Source organism: Pseudarthrobacter sp. As-47 (assembly GCF_058215595.1).
Window position 1 is genome coordinate 2,584,906 of sequence record NZ_CM177088.1, and the last position, 23,307, is coordinate 2,608,212.

23 protein-coding genes, 1 tRNA gene and 1 other RNA gene are annotated in these 23,307 nt (G+C 65.3%); 11 read left to right on the plus strand and 14 right to left on the minus strand.

Translation table 11 applies throughout. From position 1 onward, the window contains the following. Positions 1-53: 53 nt before the first annotated feature. From AC4BCK_RS11955 to rnpB, 4 genes are all read right to left on the minus strand, one after another. Positions 54-263, minus strand: coding sequence for a hypothetical protein (locus tag AC4BCK_RS11955; protein ID WP_174181838.1), 210 nt, complete (start codon positions 261-263; stop codon positions 54-56). 75 nt (positions 264-338) lie between these two features. Next, positions 339-1,781 (minus strand): glyceraldehyde-3-phosphate dehydrogenase, encoded by a 1,443-nt coding sequence (locus AC4BCK_RS11960; protein WP_490566911.1) that lies wholly within the window; start codon positions 1,779-1,781, stop codon positions 339-341. Positions 1,782-2,072: 291 nt separating this feature from the next. Then, the gene (locus AC4BCK_RS11965) at positions 2,073-2,534 is read right to left on the minus strand and encodes a TspO/MBR family protein (protein ID WP_490565980.1); all 462 of its coding nucleotides are present in this window, start codon (positions 2,532-2,534) and stop codon (positions 2,073-2,075) included. Positions 2,535-2,663: 129 nt separating this feature from the next. Beyond that, an RNA gene (gene rnpB / locus AC4BCK_RS11970) (RNase P RNA component class A) lies at positions 2,664-3,055 on the minus strand. A gap of 57 nt (positions 3,056-3,112) precedes the next feature. Here rnpB and AC4BCK_RS11975 point away from each other — a divergent pair. Then, on the plus strand, positions 3,113-3,877 hold the full coding sequence (locus AC4BCK_RS11975; RefSeq protein WP_251423502.1) for a YaaA family protein: 765 nt from the start codon (positions 3,113-3,115) through the stop codon (positions 3,875-3,877). Positions 3,878-3,880: 3 nt separating this feature from the next. Here the strand turns inward: AC4BCK_RS11975 and AC4BCK_RS11980 are convergent, their stop codons facing one another. Together AC4BCK_RS11980 and AC4BCK_RS11985 are read right to left on the minus strand one after the other, a co-directional pair. Then, complete coding sequence (locus AC4BCK_RS11980) at positions 3,881-4,618, minus strand: zinc ribbon domain-containing protein (protein ID WP_251423505.1); 738 nt, start codon at positions 4,616-4,618, stop codon at positions 3,881-3,883. 112 nt (positions 4,619-4,730) lie between these two features. Next, positions 4,731-5,675, minus strand: a complete 945-nt coding sequence (locus AC4BCK_RS11985; RefSeq protein ID WP_490566912.1) for a Nif3-like dinuclear metal center hexameric protein — start codon at positions 5,673-5,675, stop codon at positions 4,731-4,733. Positions 5,676-5,796: 121 nt separating this feature from the next. On the opposite strand from AC4BCK_RS11985, the gene msrA reads away from it, so the two are divergent. From msrA to epsC, 3 genes are all read left to right on the plus strand, one after another. Beyond that, on the plus strand, positions 5,797-6,321 hold the full coding sequence (gene msrA / locus AC4BCK_RS11990; RefSeq protein ID WP_066276756.1) for a peptide-methionine (S)-S-oxide reductase MsrA: 525 nt from the start codon (positions 5,797-5,799) through the stop codon (positions 6,319-6,321). A gap of 64 nt (positions 6,322-6,385) precedes the next feature. Further along, on the plus strand, positions 6,386-7,321 hold the full coding sequence (gene cysK / locus AC4BCK_RS11995; RefSeq protein ID WP_102975900.1) for a cysteine synthase A: 936 nt from the start codon (positions 6,386-6,388) through the stop codon (positions 7,319-7,321). Between the two features lie 39 nt (positions 7,322-7,360). After that, complete coding sequence (gene epsC, locus AC4BCK_RS12000; protein WP_174181826.1) at positions 7,361-7,945, plus strand: serine O-acetyltransferase EpsC; 585 nt, start codon at positions 7,361-7,363, stop codon at positions 7,943-7,945. Positions 7,946-8,047: 102 nt separating this feature from the next. On the opposite strand, the gene gnd is transcribed toward epsC, so the two are convergent. After that, positions 8,048-9,484 (minus strand): NADP-dependent phosphogluconate dehydrogenase, encoded by a 1,437-nt coding sequence (gene gnd / locus AC4BCK_RS12005; protein ID WP_174181824.1) that lies wholly within the window; start codon positions 9,482-9,484, stop codon positions 8,048-8,050. Between the two features lie 200 nt (positions 9,485-9,684). Here gnd and AC4BCK_RS12010 point away from each other — a divergent pair, with 200 nt between their 5' ends. Next, complete coding sequence (locus AC4BCK_RS12010) at positions 9,685-10,410, plus strand: FadR/GntR family transcriptional regulator (RefSeq protein WP_251423508.1); 726 nt, start codon at positions 9,685-9,687, stop codon at positions 10,408-10,410. Positions 10,411-10,592: 182 nt separating this feature from the next. Here the strand turns inward: AC4BCK_RS12010 and AC4BCK_RS12015 are convergent, their stop codons facing one another. From AC4BCK_RS12015 to AC4BCK_RS12035, 5 genes are all read right to left on the minus strand, one after another. Then, positions 10,593-10,883 (minus strand): hypothetical protein, encoded by a 291-nt coding sequence (locus AC4BCK_RS12015; RefSeq protein ID WP_400602575.1) that lies wholly within the window; start codon positions 10,881-10,883, stop codon positions 10,593-10,595. Between the two features lie 147 nt (positions 10,884-11,030). After that, positions 11,031-11,103 (minus strand) — tRNA-Val (locus AC4BCK_RS12020). A 111-nt stretch (positions 11,104-11,214) separates the two neighbouring features. Next, positions 11,215-12,135, minus strand: coding sequence for an NAD-dependent protein deacetylase (locus AC4BCK_RS12025; RefSeq protein ID WP_490565981.1), 921 nt, complete (start codon positions 12,133-12,135; stop codon positions 11,215-11,217). Between the two features lie 6 nt (positions 12,136-12,141). Then, positions 12,142-12,636, minus strand: coding sequence for a peroxiredoxin (locus AC4BCK_RS12030; RefSeq protein ID WP_174178229.1), 495 nt, complete (start codon positions 12,634-12,636; stop codon positions 12,142-12,144). Then, on the minus strand, positions 12,633-13,052 hold the full coding sequence (locus AC4BCK_RS12035; protein ID WP_174178227.1) for a DUF3052 domain-containing protein: 420 nt from the start codon (positions 13,050-13,052) through the stop codon (positions 12,633-12,635). The genes AC4BCK_RS12030 and AC4BCK_RS12035 overlap by 4 nt, the downstream gene beginning before the upstream one ends. 426 nt (positions 13,053-13,478) lie before the next feature. Here AC4BCK_RS12035 and aceE point away from each other — a divergent pair, with 426 nt between their 5' ends. The 6 genes from aceE to AC4BCK_RS12065 all read left to right on the plus strand — a co-directional run bounded on the left by aceE (position 13,479) and on the right by AC4BCK_RS12065 (position 21,464). Beyond that, positions 13,479-16,220: a pyruvate dehydrogenase (acetyl-transferring), homodimeric type gene (aceE, locus tag AC4BCK_RS12040; protein WP_490565982.1), complete on the plus strand. Its 2,742-nt coding sequence runs from the start codon at positions 13,479-13,481 to the stop codon at positions 16,218-16,220. Positions 16,221-16,374: 154 nt separating this feature from the next. Continuing rightward, positions 16,375-17,619 carry a PucR family transcriptional regulator gene (locus tag AC4BCK_RS12045; RefSeq protein ID WP_174178223.1) on the plus strand — a complete coding sequence of 415 codons (1,245 nt, stop codon included), beginning with the start codon at positions 16,375-16,377 and terminating at the stop codon, positions 17,617-17,619. Between the two features lie 88 nt (positions 17,620-17,707). Further along, on the plus strand, positions 17,708-18,637 hold the full coding sequence (locus AC4BCK_RS12050) for an ACP S-malonyltransferase (protein ID WP_363937609.1): 930 nt from the start codon (positions 17,708-17,710) through the stop codon (positions 18,635-18,637). Further along, positions 18,634-19,695 (plus strand): beta-ketoacyl-ACP synthase III, encoded by a 1,062-nt coding sequence (locus AC4BCK_RS12055; protein WP_174178219.1) that lies wholly within the window; start codon positions 18,634-18,636, stop codon positions 19,693-19,695. Before AC4BCK_RS12050 ends, AC4BCK_RS12055 begins: the two co-directional genes overlap by 4 nt. 79 nt (positions 19,696-19,774) lie before the next feature. Continuing rightward, entirely contained in the window at positions 19,775-20,020 is a 246-nt protein-coding gene (locus AC4BCK_RS12060; RefSeq protein ID WP_009359314.1) for an acyl carrier protein, read from the plus strand. Between the two features lie 208 nt (positions 20,021-20,228). Continuing rightward, complete coding sequence (locus tag AC4BCK_RS12065) at positions 20,229-21,464, plus strand: beta-ketoacyl-[acyl-carrier-protein] synthase family protein (protein ID WP_174178217.1); 1,236 nt, start codon at positions 20,229-20,231, stop codon at positions 21,462-21,464. 88 nt (positions 21,465-21,552) lie between these two features. Here AC4BCK_RS12065 and AC4BCK_RS12070 read toward each other — a convergent pair whose 3' ends face one another. Continuing rightward, positions 21,553-22,056 carry a DUF3145 domain-containing protein gene (locus AC4BCK_RS12070; RefSeq protein ID WP_066276789.1) on the minus strand — a complete coding sequence of 168 codons (504 nt, stop codon included), beginning with the start codon at positions 22,054-22,056 and terminating at the stop codon, positions 21,553-21,555. A gap of 242 nt (positions 22,057-22,298) precedes the next feature. After that, a complete protein-coding gene (locus tag AC4BCK_RS12075; protein ID WP_490565983.1) occupies positions 22,299-23,225 on the minus strand; it encodes a tyrosine recombinase XerC in 927 nt (308 codons plus the stop codon). Positions 23,226-23,307 lie beyond the last annotated feature (82 nt).

The window sequence follows — 23,307 nt, forward strand, 5'->3', positions numbered from 1 at the left end:
CCCCCGATGATATCCACAGTGTGGAGGGAGAGTGGAAGGCCTCACCGGCGGGGTTATTGCTCCCGCATCACCCTTCGGAGGTCTTCCTCGGCGATAGCCAGCAGCCCTTCGAGCTGGCGTACCCGGTCCTCTCCGACGTCGCCCGTTTTGTGTGCGGCGCGGGCGCCCTCAAGCAGCCGGACAGCCTCCTTGTGATTGGCTTTGGCCACGTCGAGGGCGTGCTCAAGGGTTGTTTCGTGCTGGAGCGTCGAATCATTTTCCATTCCACCAGTGTGGTCCCGTTTCCCGGCTGATTCCAGCACCATCAGCCGGGAAATCGGGAGACCCTGGGCGGAAGCCTAAACGGCGATCGCTGCGAGGGCTGCTGCAGATTCCTTTGCCGGGAATGACGGCGGGTTCACGCCGGCCATCTCCTCCATGACGCGGACCACCTGGCAGCTGTATCCGAACTCGTTGTCGTACCAGACGTAGAGCACGAGGTTCTTCTCGTTGGAGATCGTGGCAAGGCCGTCAACGATGCCCGCGCGGCGGGAACCGACGAAGTCGGTGGACACCACTTCGGGTGAGTCGATGTAGTCGATCTGCTTGCGCAGGTCAGAGTGCAGGGACATCTCCCGCAGGTAGTTGTTAACCTCGTCCTTGGTGGTCCCGTTCTCCAGGCTCAGGTTCAGGATGGCCAGGGACACGTCCGGGGTGGGAACGCGGATGGAGCTGCCGGTCAGTTTGCCAAGCAGTTCGGGGAGCGCCTTGGCCACGGCCTTGGCGGCGCCGGTCTCCGTGATCACCATGTTCAGTGCCGCCGACCGGCCGCGGCGGTCGCCCTTGTGGAAGTTGTCGATCAGGTTCTGGTCATTGGTGAAGGAGTGGACGGTCTCCACGTGCCCGTGGACCACGCCGAACTTGTCGTTGATGGCCTTGAGCACCGGCGTGATGGCGTTGGTGGTGCAGGACGCTGCGGACACAATCTTGTCCGTGTCCTCGATGGTGCCCTGGTTGATGCCATGCACGATGTTCTTCAGGTCGCCCTTGCCGGGGGCAGTCAGGAGCACCCGTGCGACGCCCTTGCTCTGCAGGTGCTGGGAGAGCCCTTCCGCGTCACGCCACCGTCCCGTGTTGTCCACCACCAGGGCGTTGCTGATGCCGTAAGCGGTGTAGTCGATGGTGGCCGGGTTGTCCGAGTAGATGACCTGCACCTGGACGCCGTTGGCCGTGATGGTGTTGGCTTCCTCGTCAATCCGGATGGTGCCTTCGAAGGAACCATGCACGGAGTCGCGGCGCAGCAGGCTGGCGCGCTTGGAGAGGTCGTTGTCCGAGCCCTTGCGCACGACGATGGCGCGAAGCCGGAGGCCGTGTCCGCCGCCGGCCTTTTCGATTAGGAGGCGGGCCAGGAGCCGGCCGATCCGGCCGAAGCCGTAAAGCACCACATCGGTGCTGGTGCGGTCATCGCCGCCGCGTTTGCCTACGACGTCGGCCAGTTCAGCCCGGAGGAATTCTTCAAGGGTGACGCCGTTGCCCTCTTCCTTGAACTTCTGGTTCAGCCTTGCGATGTCGATCGCTGCCGCGCCGAGCTCCAGGTTGGCCAGGGTGTTCAGGAGCGGGGCGGTCTCCTCCAGCAGCAGTTCGTCCTTGCTCATGCGGCGCGCAAAGCGGTGCGCTTTGAGGATGTTCATGGTGGACTTGTTGATCAAACTCCGGCCGTGGATGCTGGTGACCACGTTGTTTTCGCGGTACAGCCGGCCGATCACCGGAATCATGGCCTCAGCGAGGGCCTCGCGGCCCATCCACGTATCAAGACAAGAATCTGACGTCTGGCTCACAGAAATACCTTCCTCGGTTCAGCCGTGTACGTCCTCGTACACGGTTGTTGGCCACCACATGTCGTGCAGGGGACCCTGTGCCCGCGGGGGTCGGCCCCCGGGCGCCTGGATCACACGCAAAGAAAAACCGCCGGCTGCGAACGCAACTCCGGCGGAAGAACTCCTGCGTCCGGATCCATTCTAAATTGGCTGGCCTCCGTAAATCGGCCCTGATTGAGTGAAATCACTCACAGGGGAAGCCGTTGCGGCAGGAGATCAGTTGTGGATGGCCGAATACAGATTGAGGCTGGAGGAAAAAACCACCCAGGACAGGTAGGGAAGCATCAGCAGGCCCGCTGCGGCGCTGACCGGACCGAAGCGCAGGATAAGGAAGGTAACAGAAACTCCCAGGGCCGCAATCACCACGAAAGCCGCCCAAAGGGACGCACGGCCAAACACGGGAAAGAGGCCGAAAAAGGCCAGCGGCCATGCGGCGTTGAGCACCAAATGGCTGAGGTAGCCGGCCAGGGTGCCTCCGGTAAGGGCTCCCTTGCGCCAGACCAGCCAGGCGGCCACCGCAACCGCGGCGTACAGCAGCATCCACATGCTCCTGAACATCCAGCCGGGCGGCATCCAGGGGGCCTTGGCCGACTCCGCGAACCAGCCGCTGGAATGCAGGATGATGGGGACCGACGCCGCGGCCCACGCGGCCAGGGAGAGCGAAAAGAAGCCGGCCAAGGCAACAGCCTGTTGGCTGCGTCCGGGGACTTGCTGCCTAGCAGCAGCGCCGGGGCTGTCTTGCGGGTCATAATTTGCAGGCACGGTTCAGCATCCCCAACACATCGTCCAAGGTCAAACCAGTGTGGATGGATGGGTTGACCGATACGCCGGGTTCTGTGCTTCCGTTCCGTTACCGGCACGGGAGTAGCGGCCATCCATCTACGAACGCCGTTGCCGGCGCCCTCCAGCGGCCTACCCGGACACTCGGGCGGGCAGCCCTCAAACGTGTCCTGTCTGGCCTTGCTCCGGGTGGGGTTTACCTAGCCTTCCCGGTCACCCGGGAAGCTGGTGGTCTCTTACACCACCGTTTCACCCTTACCTGGTTCGTGCCGCTTTCAAACCGGCGCGACCCAGGCGGTCTGTTCTCTGTGGCACTGGCCTGCGGGTTACCCCGAGTGGGCGTTACCCACCACCCTGCCCTGCGGAGCCCGGACGTTCCTCGAGCCACTTGCGTGACGCGCGGCCGCCTGGTCAACCCATCCAACCCCCAGTCTACCGGTGGCCTTGCCTTTTCCCGCCGCCGGTAGGATCGGACGGTGCTGATTCTGCTTCCCCCTTCCGAAGGCAAGACACCCGCCGTCCGCGGATCCGCCGTCGACTGGCCTTCCCTGAGCTTCCCGGAGTTGAACGCCTGCCGCGCCAAAGTGCTGGATGCGCTGGGAACGGTGAGCGCGCACGAGGACGCCCTCGCGCTGCTGGGTGTGGGCGCATCGCTCAAGGACGACGTCGACCGCAACACGCGGCTTCATGCCGAACCGGCGGCGCCCGCCCACCGGATCTATTCGGGGGTGCTTTATGACGCCCTGGGCTACAAGACCCTCACGGCTGCGCAGCGCCGCAAGGCGGACGCGTCCGTGCTGGTGGTTTCCGCACTCTGGGGCGTGATCCGTTTTGGTGACAGCGTGCCCGCCTACCGCCTGTCCATGGGGACAGCACTGCCCGACGTCGGCCGCCTCGCCTCGTTCTGGAAGCCGCAGCTCACCGGGGCCCTCGCCGGAGCGGTGGAGGGGCAGTTGCTGGTGGACTGCCGCTCAAGCACCTATGCGGCGGCGTGGGCGCCGCCCGCTGCCCAGACCGTGTCCGTCAACGTCTTGACCGAGGTGAACGGGGTCCGCAAGGTGGTGAGCCACTTCGCCAAGCACACCCGTGGCGAACTGGCCCGGCACCTGCTGGTGCGGCGCGGAAAGGTCCCGGCAACGCCGTCGGAACTCCTGAAGGCAACGCGCGAAGTGTGGGCCGCGGAACTGGTTGAAGGTTCAGCACGGAAACCGCACGCCCTGAACATCATCCTTCCGGGCTGAGGGTCAGGCCCACTCCTCCGAGCGGACCAGGATGGCGCCGGAGTCCGGGCAGAAGACGATGTCGTCGGCAGCTGCGGCCTTGATCTCGGCGAGGTCGCCGGGGCTCAGCTTCATGCCGGACGCCTCGGAAGTGCCATGGAACAGCCTGGCGGCGCCCACTCCGCGCCTGGCCAGCGTCTTTTCGTAGACGGCCAGCAGGCCGGCATCCAGGCCCGCAGCGAATTCGGAGCGCTGTGCGCGGAGGCCGCCCGCTTCCGCTTCCACGGCGGCCAGTTCCGCGTCCAGCTCGGCGCGGATGGTGCCGAACGATCCCTGGATGTCGTCCACAATCCCCTGCTGCCGGGCCTGGGTCGTCCGCAGGGAATCAAGGCGCTCCATCACCTCAAGTTCAATGTCCTCCAGGTCCGAGCGCCGCTTATTGAGCGATGCGATGTCCTTCTGGAGGGCCACCAGGTCCTTGGACAGGCCGGTGCCGCTGTTCAGCCGTGCCTCGTCCCGCTGGATACGGGAGGCAACCTGCTCCACGTCCGCCTCGGCGCGCTTGAGTTCGGCTTCGGCGTCGTGGACGGCCACTTTTGCGGCGCCCAGCTCACCGTTGGCGACGGAAAGGGCGGCTTCGAGGTCCTTGATGCGCGGATCGGTTTCCAGCGAGCGGCGGCGGTTTGCAAGCGACTTCAGCTTGGCATCCAGCCCCTGCAGTCCAAGCAACTTCAACTGTTCCGCCGGTGCTGCCTTCGCCACTGTTACCTCCGCTTGATCCCTTCCGGCCGGAGCCGGGCGCCTGGACGGCGCTTCCTAGACTCTAGCGCCTGCCCAGCTCCCCTGCCCTGCTGTGTCCCCGCCGTCTCCGGGCCTAACCAGGAGTGAGGATGAAGTCCCAGGGATCACTGTTGGTGGTGCTGACCTGGATTTCGACGTCATGGCCCTGGTCGGCGAGGACATTGCCCAGGGCTGCGGCCGCGGCCGGGAGCCACAGCCACTCACTGGCGAAGTGGGAAACGTCGATCAGGTAGGGCCGGCCGTTGTGCGCAGCTTCCCTTGCTTCCGACGCCGGATGGTGGCGGAGGTCCGCCGTGACGTAGACGTCGGCGTTGCTGGCCCGGACCTCGTTGAAGAGCGAGTCACCCGCGCCGCCGCAGACGGCAATGCGCCGCACCAGGCCGTCCTTGTCGCCGGACACCCGCACTCCCCCGGCCACGGAGGGCAGGATGCCAAACACCCGGGCAGCGAAGTCTCCCAGGCTCATGGCCTCCGGCAGGTCCCCTACCCGCCCGATGCCCTCTTCCGGCAGTCCGTTTGCTGCCACGGTGAGCGGGGCCGCGTCCTGCAGGCCCAGGGCGTCGGCCAGGACATCGGAAACGCCCCCGACGGCGGAATCGCCGTTGGTGTGGACGGTCAGCAGGGCTGTGCCGGACTCGATCAACCGGTGGACGGCCCGGCCTTTGGGCGTGGTGGCAGCAACCGAGGTGACACCCTTCAGCAGCAGCGGATGGTGGGTGATCAGGAGTTCGGCACCCCACTCCACTGCTTCTTCGATGACTTCCAGGGTGGGGTCCACTGCGAACATGACCCTCGTGACAGGAGCCGAGGGGTGTCCCGCCACCAGCCCCACCTCGTCCCAGTTCTCCGCCAGGGACTCGGGCCACAGTTCCTCGACGGCGAGGAGCATCTCGCCCAACGTGGGGACCTGCGCCTGCCCGGCCGCCGCGTTCTTGCCGGACGAGTCTTTGCCGGACGCGTCTTCGCCGCCGCGAGGCCCGCCGTCGTGATTTTCAGGGCCGGTAACGTCGGTGTCCACAGGTTCCATAGTCTTAGTTTTACCCCATCGCGTCCTCCGCGCCGCACGGCGCCGCACGGCGCCGCACGGCGACGGGCGGCGCCCAGGGAATCATCCGGCGCCCCCAACCATTGAAGAGGTCATGAAAACTTTTGTTTTAGGCGGAGGCTGCTTCTGGTGCCTCGACGCTGTCTACCAGAAGACCAAGGGTGTCAGCGCTGTGGTGTCCGGCTACACGGGCGGCCATGATCCCAACCCCGACTATTACTCCGTGTGCAACGGCACCACCGGGCACGCCGAGGTGGTGGCTGTGACGTTCGACGAGGAGATCATCCCGGAAGAGGTGGTCCTTGACATGTTTTTCGCCCTTCACGATCCCACAACGCTGAACCGCCAGGGCTATGACGTGGGAACCCAGTACCGTTCCTCGATGTTCTATGAGACCACCGAGGAGAAGATCCTTTTCGAGGAAGCGATCGACCGCAACCAGTCGCTGTGGGCCCATCCGATCGTCACGGAGGTCAGCCGGCTGCCGCGCTTCCACGTGGCGGAGGACTTCCACCAGAACTACTACGCCAAACATCCCGAGCAGGGGTACTGCCAGGTGATCATCAACCCCAAGCTCGCGAAGGCCCGGAAATATTACTCTGCATGGCTTAACGCTTAGCCACGGTTACGCGGCCTCGTTAGGCTGACCTCAGTATTCACCCCTCAGAGATAGGCGTATGTACATGGCACGGATCTATGACGATGTGACCCAGCTGGTCGGCGGCACCCCGCTGGTCAAGCTCAACCGGCTCAGCGAGGGGCTGGATGCCACCGTCGCCGTCAAGCTTGAGTTCTACAATCCGGCCAACAGCGTCAAGGACCGTATCGGTGTGGCAATCGTCGACGCCGCGGAGAAGTCCGGTGCACTGAAGCCGGGCGGGACCATTGTTGAAGGCACCTCCGGAAACACCGGCATCGCCCTGGCCATGGTGGGCGCGGCCCGCGGCTACAAGGTCATCCTGACCATGCCGGAGACCATGTCCACCGAGCGCCGCGTCATGCTGCGCGCCTTCGGCGCCGAAATCGTCCTGACCCCCGGTTCAGAGGGAATGCGCGGCGCAGTGGAGAAGGCCCAGGAAATTGTGGCCAACACGGAAAACTCCATCTGGGCCCAGCAGTTCGCCAACGAAGCCAACCCTGAAATCCACCGCAACACCACTGCGGAGGAAATCTGGGCTGACACCGACGGCGCCGTGGACATCTTCGTTGCCGGCGTCGGCACTGGCGGCACCGTCACCGGCGTCGGCCAGGTCCTGAAGGAGCGCAAGCCCGGAGTCCAGATCGTGGCGATCGAACCCAAGGACTCCGCGATCCTCAATGGCGGCGCCCCCGGCCCGCACAAGATCCAGGGCATCGGGGCCAACTTCGTGCCCGAAATCCTGGACACCAATGTCTACGACGAGGTCCTGGACGCCACGCTTGAGGACTCCGTCCGCGTGGCCCGCGAGCTCGGCGTCAAGGAAGGCATCCTCGGCGGCATCTCCTCCGGAGCGATCGTCTGGGGCGCACTGGAACTGGCGAAGCGCCCCGAGAACGCGGGCAAGCTGATCGTCGCCATTGTCTGCGACTTCGGTGAGCGTTACATCTCCACCGTGCTCTATGACGACATCCGCGGCTGATCAGGCCGCTCTTCGCCCGTTTCCTGTAGAAAGAACTCTGTGGGCTTTTTCGCAAGACTAAAGGAAGACCTCGACGCCGCCCGGTCCCACGACCCGGCGGCTCGAGGTTCTTTCGAGAACTTTTTCGCATACTCCGGGCTGCATGCCATCTGGATCCACAGGCTGACGCACCGGCTGTGGCAGAATCCGGCCCTGCGTTTCCCGGCGCGGCTGCTCTCGCAGCTGGGCCGTTTCCTGACCGGAATCGAGATCCATCCGGGGGCCACCATCGGCCGCCGCTTCTTCATTGATCACGGAATGGGCGTGGTCATCGGCGAGACGGCGGAAATCGGTGAGGACGTGATGATGTACCACGGGGTGACCCTGGGCGGCCGGTCACTCGCGCGGATCAAGCGCCACCCCACCATCGGCGACCGCGTGACCATCGGAGCGGGTGCAAAGATCCTGGGGCCGATCACCATCGGCAGGGACAGTGCCGTCGGCGCCAACGCCGTGGTGGTCAAGGACGCCCCACCCGAATCGATCGTCACCGGCGTTCCTGCGAAGTGGCGCCACCGTGACGCCCAGCGCGAAACCACGCCGGCGGTTGACCCGGCGGAATACGACATCGAATACCGCATCTGACGGGGCCTGCCCTTGGGCTGTCCAGCAGGACCACAGCAAGAAGAAAAGGCGGGCATTTTCCGGATCACCGGAAACTGCCCGCCTTTTTGTTCCGGGCGGAACCTAGTGGGTGTCCACCGCTTCGATTTCGGACTTGTCCTCGCCCCACAGGGTGTGGAACGTGCCTTCCGCATCGACGCGGCCGTAGGTGTGGGCGCCGAACAGGTCGCGCTGGCCCTGGATGAGGGCGGCGGCGACGCGCTTGCGGCGCAGGCCGTCGTAGTAGGCCAGTGAGGAGGAGAAGACCGGAACCGGGATTCCCAGCTGGACGGCGGTGGCCACCACGCGGCGCCAGGCGGGAAGGGCGCCGGCGATGGCTTCCGTGAATGCCGGAGCGAACAGCAGGTTGGCCGGCTTGTCCTCAGCGGCGTAGGCCTTGGTGATGTCCTTGAGCAGTTCGGCGCGGATGATGCAGCCGGCCCGCCACAGCGAGGCAATCTCGTCCAGCTTCAGGTCCCAGTTGTATTCCTTGGCTGCCGAGGTGAGCATGTCCAGGCCCTGGGCGTAGGAAACCAGCTTGGAGGCGTAGAGCGCCTGGCGGACGTCCTCAACGAAGGTCTCCGGGATTTCGACGTCGGCCTCGTGGCCTGCCAGCAATTCCTGGCCGAGCTTGCGCTGACCGGCCTGGGAGGACAGTGCACGGGCAAACACGGACTCGGCGATGCCGGAGACCGGGGAACCCAGTTCCAGGGCGGAGATAACCGTCCAGCGGCCGGTGCCCTTCTGGCCCGCGGCGTCCACCACGACGTCCACGAACGGCTTGCCGGTCTTGGCATCCACGTGGCCCAGGACCTCGGCAGAGATTTCGATGAGGAAGGAGGACAGCTCGCCCTTGTTCCAGTCGGTGAAGATCTTGGCCTGCTCTGCGGGCTCGATGCCGGCACCGGAACGGAGCAGGTCGAAGGCTTCGCCGATGACCTGCATGTCGGCGTATTCGATGCCGTTGTGGACCATCTTGACGAAGTGGCCGGCGCCGTCGGTGCCCACCCAGGCGCAGCAGGGCTCGCCGTCGACCTTTGCGGAGATCTTCTCAAGCAGCGGGCCGAGGGCCTTGTAGGACTCCTTGGAACCGCCGGGCATGATGGAGGGTCCGTTGAGGGCACCTTCCTCGCCACCGGAAACGCCGACGCCCACGAAGTGGAGGTCCTTCTTGGCGAGGGCGGCCTCACGGCGGCGGGTGTCCTCGTAGTGGGAGTTTCCGGCGTCGATGATGATGTCGCCGGGTTCCAGCAGGGGCTCAAGCTGCTCAATCACGGAGTCAACCGGCTTGCCGGCCTTCACCATGATGAGGACACGGCGCGGCTTCTCGAGGGAGTCCACCAGCTCCTGCAGGGTTTCGGTGCGGATGAAGTCGCCATCCGTACCGTGCTTTGCCAGCAGGGCGTCCGTCTTTTCGACCGAGCGGTTGTGCAGGGCGACCGTAAAGCCGTTGCGGGCGAGGTTGCGGGCCAGGTTGGCGCCCATCACCGCGAGGCCGGTGACACCGATGTGTGCAGACATCAAAACTCCAATTCATACTGTGCGATGGATGTGCAGTGGCTCCCGGTGCTCGGAAGACCGTTGCAGACCAAGGGTCTGAATAAAGCATATATATTCATGAAGTCACAGGAAAGTAACGCCCACGTAATGGAACAGTTTGTGTCGCTGCCAGTCAAGGACGGCTGCTTCCCGGTGCACACGTTCCCACTAGGCTTAGCTGCATGACCAGCAGCCTGCACCACCGTGCCATTGAGAACCTGGGCACACGCATCATCTCGGGCGAGCTTCCTGCCGGCCATATCATGCTTGCCGAAAACCTTGAGGATGAGCTCAAAGTGTCGCGCTCGGTGATCCGCGAGGCCGTCCGGGTGCTGCAATCCCTTGGACTGGTGGAAACCACCAAGCGGGTGGGCATCCGGGTCCTGCCTCCGAGCCGATGGAACCCCTTCGACCCGCAGGTCATCCGCTGGCGGCTCGCGAGCAAGGCGCGCGGCGCCCAGCTGCGGTCCCTGGCCGAGCTGAGGTCGGCCGTTGAGCCGGCCGCTGCCGAACTTGCCGCGCAGAACGCCCCCGCACCGCTGCGGCTGGAGCTTGTGGATGTTGCCCATGCAATGCGCGACGCCGGCCACCGGGGGGACGTCCCACGTTTCCTTGAGCTGGATATCCAGTTCCATTCACTGCTGCTCTCCGGATCAGGAAACGAGATGTTTGCGAACCTCATGGGGCAGGTGGCCGAGACCCTGACCGGCCGGACCGTGCATGGGCTGATGCCCGACCACCCGCACGAGGCCGCACTGCAGTGGCACGTGGACGTGGCGGAGGCAATTGCCCGGGGCGACGCCGGTGCTGCCCGCGAAGCCTCCGACAAGATCATGAGGCGGACCATGTCGCAGATGTCAGACACCTGGACGGAACAGCCCCGGGTTTTTATCCCCGTGCACCGCTGACCCCGGTCCCCTCTCCGCGGCCGGAGCATTGATCCGCTGGTGCGGGACACAGCAGGAAACAACTTTTTGTTTCCGTAAGTTCACGGTATATTCAATTCAGGCCCTCCACCGCGGCATCCCCCAATAGTCGCGGTGGAGGGTTTTCCATTGCCCGAAAGGGCTGTTCCGCCCGCGGGGCTCCCCTAGGCGGCATCAGCAACTACCTCCCGCAGCCGCCAGCCCCCGCCCAGCCCGTCCCTCTCAAGGAGCATGGTGGTGAGGGCTGACCCAGCGTTCCTTCCCAGCCGGACCTGGAGCTGGAGGACCTCGACGTCCACCCTGCTGAGCCCCTTGGGCATACGGCGGCGCGTCTCCCACCAGTTGACCCGTTCGAACCACCTCACCGGTTCGGCACCCACGGCCCATTCCCTGCCACTGCTGAGCACCGCCGTCGGCCTGCCGTCGGTGCCTGTCCTAAGAATCACGTGTTCCATGCCTGCAAGCTATGGCAGGGGGCCGACATTCACGCCGAGGGGGACAGCAGGCGGGCAAACTGTGCAGTAAAAAAAGGGGGCAGCAGTAACGGGGCAACAAAAAACCCCGCAGCTTCCGCCAGAAGGCGGAAACTACGGGGTTTGCGGTGGGTCCTACCGGGATCGAACCGATGACATCCACGGTGTAAACGTGGCGCTCTACCAGCTGAGCTAAAGACCCATTATTGCCGGACCAGGCGCTGCTGCGCCCTGACCAACGAACATAGACTCTACCCGACGACAGGCCTAAATTGCGAATCGGCACACGCGCCCTGCCCGTTCCGCCGCCCGGCTAAACCGGCGGAAGCTCAGCGGCGAGCCAGGTCAACGATTCGCTGACGCCGGCTTCCAGCTTGACGGTGGCCTTGTCGTCCCCGCGCGTGGCCCCACGGTTGATGATGACCACCGGCTTGCCGTCCTTCGCCGCGTGCCTGACAAACCTGAGGCCGCTCATCACCGTGAGGGAGGAACCCGCGACCACCAGTGCCGCCGCGTCGTCAACCATCCGGTAGGACGTTTCAACCCTGTCCTTGGGCACGTTCTCCCCGAAGTACACGAAGTCCGGTTTCAGCGTTCCTCCGCAGGCGGGACACACAGCAACAACGAAGCTGCTGATCAGTGCCTGGTCCTCAACAGTTGAATCGGCATCCGGCGCCATTTCCACCAGGCCCGATTCCTTCGCCCGGTCAATGAAGCCGGGGTTCAGTTCCTCCAGCATTCCTGCCAGCAGGCGGCGGGAGTAGGTCCGGCGGCAATCCAGGCAAACTATCTGGTCATACCGGCCATGGAGGTCCACTACATTGATGCTGCCGGCGTCCTGGTGGAGCCGGTCGACGTTCTGCGTGATGAGGCCCGTCAGGTGTCCACGGCGTTCCAGTTCGGCAGCGGCACGGTGGCCCTGGTTGGGATCAGCGTGGCGGAGGTGCGACCATCCGATATGGTTTCTCGCCCAGTAACGCTGGCGGTTCGCAGCCGCCTTCACGAACTCCTGATAGGTCATTGGTGTCCGCGGCGGCGATCCCGGCCCACGGTAGTCGGGAATGCCCGAGTCGGTGCTGAGGCCGGCACCGGTTAGGAGGGCGAACCGGCGCCCTGCCAGCAGGTCCCTGATGCGGACCAGGACCTCAAGCTCATCGGAAGAAGGCAGGGCGGGAGGAACGGGCGGCATGCTGGCAAAGCCCGTGAGGCCCACACCATGCCGCTGCTCAGCCATAACCTGTCAGGCCTTATCCAGCCCGGCCAGCGCTTTGCGGTATTCGCCGAGGTCCCGGGCCTGTCCGCGCGGGTTCACCACGGTGTAGCGGATGGTGCCCCCGGCATCGATGATGAACGTGCCCCGCAGCGCCATTCCACTGTCAGGGTCGAAGACACCGTAGAGGCTTGCTGCGGCACCGTGGGGCCAGAAGTCCGCCAGCAAATCGAAGGTATACCCCTCCTGCTCGGCGTAAGCCCGCAGGGTGAACTTGCTGTCAACGGAGACCGCCAGGACAACTGCGTTCCCGTCTTCGAACAGGGCCAGGTTGTCCCTGATTTCGCAGAGCTCGCCGGTGCAGATGCCGGAGAAGGCGAAAGGGTAGAACACCAGCACCACGTTCTGGCCGCGGAAGGCGGACAACCTGACCGGCTCGCCGTACTGGTTGACCAGTTCAAAGTCGGGTGCCGGAGCGCCAACGGCGGGGACGGCAACGGAGGCAGCGGCAAGCGCTGCCGTCACTTGTTTTTCCTGCTCACCAGCCGCGTTGCGCTCCAGTCCTTGGATACGCCTGCCGACGTCGTCACGTGCAGTCCGGCGGTCGGCGCCGCTTCCTGGATATCCGCCGGGGAGACGTATCCGGTCCTTCCGGACTTGGGCGTCAGGACCCAGACGACGCCGTTTTCGCTTAGCGTGGTCAGCGAATCCATGAGGCTGTCCACGAGGTCCCCGTCGCCGTCGCGCCACCACAAAACGACGGCGTCCGCCACTTCATGGTCGTCCTCGTCCAACAGTTCGGAACCCGTCAGGTCCTCAATATCGTCACGCAAGTCGAAATCGACGTCGTCGTCGTAACCGAACTCCTGAATCAGATCCCCATTCTTGAAACCCAATTTTTCCGCCACATTTACCGAAGTGGCGGCGTCGGCCTCGCTCACGTGTACCTCCAATGCCTTTTATGCGCGGTGCGCATAGTGATTTCCATTACTCCCAGCCAACACCCTTTGTGCCTGAGCTTCAAGCTGCCGCCCCCGTGATGTGGCATATTCTGCGTCACACCAGGTTCCGCCAACCCGCAGCGCAGCGGCTTTTCGTCACACAACCAGTATGACGGCGAAATACAACCGGGCCGCCCAACCCGCGGCTACGCATCGCGTTGGGGACAGAGTTAGAGTGGCAGGTGACAACTATGCCTGCGGGGCAACAACCCTGTAACTCCAATGCAGACGTAGGAATGCTAGGACCCTGCCCGGCACACATGACCGGGCTGTTGTAACCGATACGTCGCACACGGCGTATGTACGCCGGGCGGTCACCCTGCCCGGCCTGAGTGCGCCATCAATGCGCGCAAAGAGAGGTTGGACGTGGCTGCAGGAGAAGATACCTCCCATATCCTCAGCGGGTTGACTAACCAGCTGCCTGATCGTGATCCGGAAGAGACTGCCGAGTGGGTTGAGTCCCTGGATTCGTTGATCAGGGAACAGGGCACGGAGCGTGCCCAATTCATCATGCGGAGCCTGCTGCAGCGTGCCGGCGCGCAGAGCGTCGGGGTGCCGATGGTGACCACCACCGATTACGTGAACACGATCCCGGTGGACCAGGAAGCACCCTTCCCGGGCAACGAGGAATACGAGCGCCGGTACCGGGCGTACATGCGGTGGAACGCCGCGGTGATGGTGCACCGGGCGCAGCGGGCGAACATCGGCGTGGGCGGGCATATCTCCACCTATGCCGGGGCCGCGACCCTGTACGAGGTCGGCTTCAACCACTTCTTCCGCGGCAAGGACCACCCCGGCGGCGGCGACCAGGTCTTCTTCCAGGGCCACGCCTCCCCCGGCATGTACGCCCGGGCGTTCATGGAAGGCCGGCTCTCGGAGGAGGACCTGGACGGGTTCCGGCAGGAAAAGTCCAAGGAAGGACACGCCCTGTCCTCCTACCCGCACCCGCGCCTGATGCCCGAGTTCTGGGAGTTCCCCACCGTGTCCATGGGCATCGGGCCGATGAACGCGATCTACCAGGCCCAGTCCAACCGGTACCTGCACAACCGCGGACTGAAAGACACCTCCGACCAGCAGGTCTGGGCGTTCCTGGGCGACGGGGAAATGGACGAGCCCGAGTCCCGCGGCCTGCTCCAGCTCGCCGCGAACGAGAACCTGGACAACCTGACCTTCGTGATCAACTGCAACCTCCAGCGCCTGGACGGGCCCGTGCGCGGCAACGGCAAGATCATGCAGGAACTCGAAGCGTTCTTCCGCGGCGCGGGCTGGAACGTCATCAAGGTCGTCTGGGGCCGGGAATGGGATGACCTGCTCACCAAGGACACCGACGGGTCCCTGGTGAAGATCATGAACGAAACCCCCGACGGCGACTACCAGACCTACAAGGCAGAATCCGGCGGGTTCGTCCGCGAACACTTCTTCGGCAAGGACCCGGCCACCAAGGACCTCGTCGCGGACCTCACCGATGACCAGATCTGGAACCTCAAACGAGGCGGCCACGACTACCGCAAGGTCTACGCCGCATACAAGGCAGCCACCGAATTCAAGGGCAAACCCACCGTCATCCTCGCCAAAACCGTCAAAGGCTACGGCCTCGGACCGCACTTCGAGGGCCGCAACGCGACCCACCAGATGAAGAAACTCACCCTGGATGACCTGAAGAAGTTCCGCGACCACCTGCGGATCCCCGTCACGGACGAACAGCTCGAAAAAGACCTGTACCAGCCGCCGTACTACCACCCCGGCACGGACGCCCCGGAAATCAAGTACATGATGGAGCGCCGCGCGGCCCTGGGCGGGTCCGTTCCCGAACGCCGGTCCAAGCACGCCGAGATCACCCTGCCCGAGGCCAAGTCCTACGAGGTCGCCAAACGCGGCTCGGGCAAACAGCAGGCCGCCACCACCATGGCCTTCGTGCGCCTGCTCAAGGACCTGATGCGGGACAAGAACTTCGGCAAGCACATCGCCCCGATCATCCCGGACGAGGCACGCACGTTCGGCATGGACGCGTTCTTCCCCACCGCGAAGATCTACAACCCCAAGGGCCAGAACTACCTCTCCGTGGACCGCGACCTGGTCCTGGCGTACAAGGAATCCGCCCAGGGCCAGCTGATCCACCCCGGCATCAACGAAGCCGGCGCCGTGGCAGCCTTCACCGCCGCCGGCACCGCCTACGCCACCCACGGCGTGCCCCTGGTCCCGGTCTACGTGTTCTACTCCATGTTCGGCTTCCAGCGCACCGGCGACGCCTTCTGGGCCGCAGCAGACCAAATGACCCGCGGCTTCATCATCGGCGCCACCGCAGGACGGACCACCCTCACCGGCGAAGGCCTCCAGCACGCCGACGGCCACTCCCCCCTGCTCGCCTCCACCAACCCCGCCGTGGTCACCTACGACCCCGCCTACGGCTACGAAATGGGCCACATCATCCGCGACGGCCTCGAACGCATGTACGGGCCGGACTCGGAGGACCGGAACCTGATGTACTACCTCACGGTGTACAACGAGCCGATCACCCAGCCCGCCGAACCCGAGGAACTGGACGTCGAGGGCGTGATCAAGGGCATCTACCTGCTCGCCCCGGCAAAGATCGACGGTCCCCGGACCCAGATCCTCGCCTCCGGCGTCTCCGTCCCCTGGGCCCTCGAAGCCCAGCGGATCCTCGCCGAAGACTGGTCAGTCTCCGCGGACGTCTGGTCCGTGACCTCCTGGAACGAACTGCGCCGCGACGGACTCGCCGCCGAGGAGGAAGCCTTCCTCAACCCCGGCGAACCCGCCCGCGTCCCCTTCGTCACCCAGCAGCTCGAAGGGGCCACCGGACCCGTCGTCGCCGTGTCCGACTACATGAAGGCCGTCCCCGACCAGATCCGGCAATTCGTCCCCAACGAATTCGCCACCCTCGGTGCCGACGGCTTCGGCTTCTCCGACACCCGCGCCGCAGCGCGCCGCTTCTTCAAGAACGACACCCACTCCATCGTGGTGCGTTCACTGGAGATGCTCGCCCGCCGCGGCGAGGTGGATACGCAGGCCCCGATCAAGGCGATTGAGAAGTACAGGCTTCACAACGTCAATGCGGGCACCACGGGCAACGCCGGCGGCGAAGCCTAGCCTGTCTCCTAAGTAAAGACGCGACGGCGGCCCCCTCCACAAGGCGGGGGCCGCCGTCGTCCGTTAAGGCCCAGGGGCCATGTGACGCAGGGCAATGTGGATTGTAGCCTTTGCACAAATGGAGGTTGCGGGACGCTGCCCGTATGCTCAAAGAATGCCAGCACCTGCCACCCCGTCCGCCAAGCGCAAACCGTCCACTCCGGGGGTTACTCCGGAGAAGTCGGAGACCCTTAAGAAACTGCGGGCAAACGTGGGCCAGCTGTCCACCACCACCATGCGCGAGCTGGAAAAGTCGCTGCCCTGGTACAGCCGCCTCAGCTCGGACGAGCGCTCGGCGCTGGGCATGGTGGCACAGAACGGCATAGCGGCTTTTGTCACATGGTACGAGCGGCCCAGCTCTCCGTCATGGATCCTGACGGACGTCTTTGGAACAGCACCCACCGAACTGACCCGCTCCATCAGCCTGCAGAAAGCCCTGCAGCTGATCCGGATCGTGGTGGAGGTGGTGGAGGACCAGGTACCGGTCATTGCACCGGAGGCCGACCAGCCGTCCCTCCGTGAAGCCGTGCTGCGCTACTCGCGGGAGGTTGCCTTTGCTGCGGCCGACGTCTACGCGCGTGCCGCGGAATCCCGGGGGTCCTGGGATACCCGGCTTGAGGCCCTGATTGTGGACGCCATCCTGCGCGGCGAGAACACGGACGCTTTGCGTTCCAGGATCGCGGCGCTTGGCTGGAAGGCCCAGGAGCGCTTCACGGTCATGGTGGGCAACTCCCCCTCGGAGCCCAGTGCCAGCTACGTCAGCGAACTGCGCCGCATGGCCGGCCGGTACGCGGAGGATGCGCTGGTGGGCATCCAGGGCGACCGGCTCATCCTCATCCTGGGCGGCGTGCAGGACAGGGAAACCGCATATGTGAAGCTCAGCGAGATGTTTGCTCCCGGCCCTGTGGTGTACGGCCCCGAGGCCGGTTCACTGCTGGAGGCCAGCGGTTCCGCCCAATCGGCATTTGCCGGCCTGACCGCGGCCAGGGCGTGGCCCTCCGCCCCCCGGCCCGTGGCTGCCGACGATTTGCTGCCTGAACGGGTCATCTCCGGGGACGACGCCGCCCGCCGGTCCCTGGTCAAGAACATCTACCGCCCCCTCCTGGCGGCATCCAACGGGCTCGTCGAAACCCTCGGCACCTACCTGGAGCTGGGGCATTCACTGGAGGCGACAGCGCGGGAACTCTTCGTTCACGCGAACACCGTGCGGTACCGTTTGAAGCGCGTCTGCGACGTCACGGGGTGGGATCCACTCCTGCCGAGGGAGGCTTTCGTGCTGCAGGCCGCACTCGTTGTGGGGCGTCTTTCGGCGCCACCGAAAGCTGCGGCCGAACGCCAGCCGTCCCGGAATCAGCCCTGACGCGTTGTAGACTTCCTACAACCTGACCCCGTGAGCTTGGTGCGGACAAACACCGCTGGATCACACAGTAATTTGGAAAGCTGGATACGTGCTTGCAATAGTCTGCCCTGGACAGGGCTCACAGACCCCAGGTTTTCTGGCCCCTTGGCTGGAACTGCCCTCGGTGGCAGGCCAGCTGGCCGCCCTCAGCGACATCGCAGGCATTGACCTGATCGCCCACGGGACCACCTCGGACGAAGAAACCATCAAGGACACCGCCGTAGCGCAGCCCCTGATCGTGGCCGCCGGACTTGTTGCGGCCGCTTCCCTGTTCGATGTTGAGCTCAGCTCACTTCCGGTCATCCTGGCAGGCCACTCCGTTGGTGAAATCACCGCCTCCGCCCTCGCAGGCGTACTCACCGAGCAGGAGGCCATGACGTTCGTCCGCGAGCGGGCCAACAGCATGGCTGCAGCTGCTGCCGTCACCCCCACCGGCATGAGCGCAGTGGTGGGCGGCGACCCCGCCGACGTCCTGGCAGCCATCACGGCCTCGGGCGCCACTCCAGCCAACGTCAACGGCGCGGGACAGACTGTTGCCGCAGGAACCTTTGACCAGCTGAAGGCCCTGGCCGACAACCCGCCGGCAAAGGCCCGGGTCATCCCCCTGAAGGTTGCCGGCGCCTTCCACACCAGCCACATGGCTCCCGCAGTCAGTGCCCTTAAGGCGCTTGAACCCCAGCTGAAGCCGCAGGCGCCGAAGGTGCCGCTGCTGTCCAACTACGACGGCGGTGAAGTCACTGACGGCCACGCCGCCGTCGGGAGCCTCATCGCCCAGGTGTCACGTCCCGTCCGCTGGGACCGGTGCATGGAGACGATGGTTGCGCGGGGCGTCACCGGCGTCATTGAACTTGCTCCTGCCGGCACTCTTGCCGGGCTCGCCAAGCGGGGCATGCCCGGCGTCAAAACCGTCGCGGTCAAAACCCCGGACGACCTTTCCGCCGCCCTGGCGCTTTTCGCAGAACTGGAGGGCAACGCATGAGCGTTCCCACACTGAAACAGGCCCCGATTCAGGAGCACACCCGGATCCTCGGCCTGGGCGCCTTCCGGCCGGACGTCATCGTCACCAACGAAGACGTGTGCCAGTGGATCGATTCCTCCGACGAATGGATCCGCCAGCGCACCGGCATCGTGACCCGGCACCGGGCCCCGGCCGGGGTCAGCGTCATCGACATGGCCGAGGGCGCTGCCCGCGAGGCGATGGAGAAGGCTGGAATCCAGGCCTCGGACCTGGGCGCCGTCATCGTCTCCACCGTGACCCATCCCTACGCCACGCCGTCTGCCGCGGCCGCCCTGGCGGACCGCCTGGGCGCCACCCCGGCACCCGCCTTTGACATCTCCGCAGCCTGCGCCGGCTACTGCTACGGCATCGCCCAGGGGGACGCACTGGTCCGTTCAGGCGCCGCGAAATACGTCCTGGTGGTGGGCGCTGAAAAGTTGTCGGACGTCATCGACAACCGTGAACGAACCATCTCCTTCCTGCTCGGGGACGGTGCCGGCGCCGTCGTCATTGGACCCTCCGAAACTCCCGGAATCGCACCGTCGGTCTGGGGGTCGGACGGCAGCAAGTGGGACGCCATCGGCATGACCCGTTCCATGCTGGATGTCCGCGACCTTGGCATGGCTGCCCGCCAGTCGGACTCGACAGGGGACCTTGCCCTGCTCGAGGAAGCCCAGGAACTGTACCCCACCCTCCGCCAGGACGGCCAGACCGTCTTCCGCTGGGCCGTGTGGGAGATGGCAAAGGTGGCCCAGCAGGCCATGGACGCAGCCGGTGTACAGGCCGACGACCTGGTGGCCTTCATCCCCCACCAGGCCAACATGCGCATCATCGACGAGATGGTGAAGAAGCTGAAGCTGCCCGAGACGGTTACAGTGGCACGGGACATCGCCGATGCAGGGAACACCTCTGCAGCGTCCATTCCGCTGGCCACCCACCGCCTGCTGGCCGAAAAGCCGGAACTGAGCGGCGGGCTGGCCCTCCAGATCGGATTCGGGGCCGGGCTCGTCTTCGGCGCACAGGTAGTTGTCCTTCCTTAGGAACGCCCCAACAGGCCGCAACCGCGTCCTGAACCATTTCCGGCAGCCCCTGCCGGCAATACAAGAAAAGGAGCCATCAATGGCTAGCAACGAAGAGATCCTGGCCGGCTTGGCTGAAATCGTCAACGAAGAAACCGGCCTGGCCCCCGAGGCCGTAGAGCTGGACAAGTCCTTCACCGAGGACCTGGACATCGACTCCATCTCCATGATGACCATTGTGGTCAACGCCGAAGAGAAGTTCGGCGTGCGCATCCCGGACGAAGAGGTCAAGAACCTCAAGACCGTCGGCGACGCCGTCAGCTTCATCGCCGGAGCACAGGCCTAGCCAAGGCTTCCGCCGTTCAATCGGCATGGCAGGGCTGCCGGTCCGGACGACCGGACCGGCAGCCCGCCGCATTTTCCGGTACCTGCACCACGCGGCAGTCCCCCTACGGGCGTTGTCCCCGGCAGCGTTGTTGCTTGAAGCAGTGTGCCGATCATCAATACGCGGGACCTCCGGCAGACGGATTCCCCACCGACGAAAGAGTGATCCCATGACACGCAAAGTAGTCATTACCGGTCTGGGTGCCACCACGCCCATCGGCGGCGATGTACCCACGATGTGGAACAACGCGCTCAAGGGGGTCTCCGGTGCCCGCACCCTGGAGGACGACTGGGTAGCCAAGTACGAGCTTCCCGTCCACTTCGCCGCGCGTTGCAGCACCCCGGCCCTGGACGTGCTCAGCCGCGTCGAGGCCAAGCGGATGGACCCGTCCACCCAGTTCGGCGTCATCGCAGCCCGTGAAGCCTGGGCTGACTCCGGCATCACCGACTTTGACAAGGACAGGCTGGCAGTCGCCTTCGCCACGGGTATTGGCGGCGTCTGGACGCTCCTTGATGCCTGGGACACCCTCAAGGAAAAAGGCCCCCGCCGGGTCCTCCCCATGACCGTTCCCATGCTGATGCCCAACGGCGTTGCCGCAGCCGTCAGCCTGGACCTCGGCGCCCGCGCCGGCGCCCACACCCCTGTTTCCGCCTGCGCGTCCGGCACCGAAGCCCTGCACCTCGGGCTCGACCTGATCCGCTCAGGCAAGGCCGACGTGGTCATGTGCGGCGGCGCCGAAGCCGCCATCCACCCGATGCCCCTCGCAGCCTTCGCCTCCATGCAGGCCCTCTCCCGCCGGAACGACGAGCCGGAACGCGCTTCCCGCCCCTACGACACGGGCCGCGACGGCTTTGTTATGGGTGAAGGCGCCGGAGCCCTGGTCCTCGAAGCTGAGGAGCACGCCCTGGCCCGCGGGGCGCGCATCTACGGTGAACTGGCGGGAACATCCGTCACCGCCGACGCCTACCACATCACCGCCCCCGACCCCGCAGGCCTGGGTGCCACCCGCGCACTGAAGGCCGCAATGTTCGATGGCAGGATCCAGCCGGAGGATGTGGTGCACGTCAACGCGCACGCCACGTCAACGCCGGTGGGAGACAAACCTGAATACACGGCCCTCCGCGCTGCACTGGGAAACCATGTGGACAACGTCGCCGTCTCCGCGACGAAGTCCCAGATGGGCCACCTCCTGGGCGCATCCGGTGCCGTTGAGGCCGTCCTGACTGTGCTTGCTGTCTACGACCGAAAGGCACCGGTCACCATCAACCTGGAAAACCAGGACCCGGAGATCCCGCTCGACGTCGTCACCTCGGCCCGCGACCTGCCCGCAGGCAACATCGTGGCGCTGAGCAACTCGTTCGGCTTTGGTGGCCACAACGCCGTGATTGCGGTCCGCAGCGTCTGATGTTCCGGACCTTGTACCGCGTACAAGAGGAGGCCCCGCCATTCGGCGGGGCCTCCTCTTTGCTATGGAAAAATCAGGTCGACGGCGGTCAGCCCACCTGGTGGAGCCAACGGACGGGGGCGCCTTCGGCCGCGTGCCGGAACGGCTCAAGTTCCTCGTCCCAGGCCTCCCCGAGGGCAAGGGAAAGCTCATGGTAGACGGCTGCGGGGTCGCCGGCGCCCGACTCGTAGGCGTACCGGATCCTGTCCTCGGACACCATGATGTTGCCGTGCACGTCGGTGACGGCGTGGAATATGCCCAGCTCAGGGGTGTGGGACCAGCGGCCGCCGTCGACACCCTGGCTTGGCTCCTCGGTGACCTCATAGCGGAGATGCGCCCATCCCCGCAGGGACGACGCAAGCTGCGATCCCGTGCCGGGGGCACCGGTCCAGGACAACTCGGCCCGGAACATTCCGGGCGCGGCAGGCTGCGGGGTCCACTCAAGGTCCGTCCGCTTGTCCACGACAGATCCGATGGCCCACTCAACGTGGGGGCACAGAGCCGTAGGGGCCGAGTGAACGAACAGCACACCGCGGGTCATTGCAACAGACATTCCATCCTCCATAGCTCTAGGTACGTCTTCCCCAACGACCTCTGCCTGGATGGAACTGCCGTGCCGTGCACTGCGGCTGTGTTTCCTGCCTGCGTATTCAGATGTATCAGATAAAGCTGTGTCCGGGCTTACCGTGACGCAGGAAGCTGCTAGCTTCAAGCGGGACTTGAAAGTTGCCGGACGTGATTCTTATTGTGCCGTACCGCACCAAATTACGCCAGTGCGATTCCCGTAACGCGGACTTACGCCCTCGGGTGCGCCTGCTGGTAGCTCTTGCGAAGCCGGTCGACCGAGACGTGGGTATAGATCTGGGTGGTGGCCAGGCTGCTGTGCCCGAGGATTTCCTGCACCGCGCGCAGATCGGCTCCGCCGTCCAGCAGGTGCGTGGCCGCCGAATGCCGGAGCGCGTGCGGGCCTGACGCGGAGGTGTCGCCGAGCCCCGCGAAAAGGTCGTTGACCATGGCGCGGACCTGCCGCTGGTCCACCCTTCCGCCCCGGACGCCCAGGAAGAGGGCCGGCCCGCTGTTGTCCCGGACAACCAGTGGCCTGCCGCGCCGCAGCCAGTCATCCACTGCCAGGGCTGCCGGAACACCGTACGGAACAGTGCGCTCCTTGTTGCCCTTGCCGATGACGCGCAAAGTCCGCCGGTCCGGGTCCAGGTCATCAACGTCCAGCCCGGCCAGTTCGCCCACCCGGACTCCCGTGGCGTAGAGCAGCTCCACGATGGCGCGGTTCCGCAGGGCGAGCGGGGCACCCTCGGCCGCAGCCTCTTCAAGGGTGGACAGCAGCCGGGTCAACTGTCCGGCCTGCAGTACCCCGGGCAGGGACTGTTCGCGCTTGGGGGCCTTGAGCCGGAGGGCGGGATCGGTGGTGATACGTTCCTCCGCCATGGCCCAGGCCGTAAAAACCCTGACAGCGGCGGACCGGCGGGCCAGGGTGCTGCGCGCCGCGCCCTCCTGGCTCTGGGCACCGAGCCAGCGCCGGAGGGTTCCGAGTTCCAGGTCCTGGAGCCGGACCGCGCCTTCGGACGCAGCGTGGGACAGGAGGCTGCGGACATCACCCAGGTATCCGCGGAGAGTATGGGGGGAGACTGCGCGCTCGGCGGACAGGTACTGCGCGAAGGCGTCAAGCGCCCCGCCGAGCTCCGCAGGCAATGCCTCATCATCCACCCGTCTACTCTCTCAGCTGCGGTGGGGAAATTATTGGCTGACACGCGTCGCGCCGCCCGGCGCCTGCGCCTCAGGTCCGGGG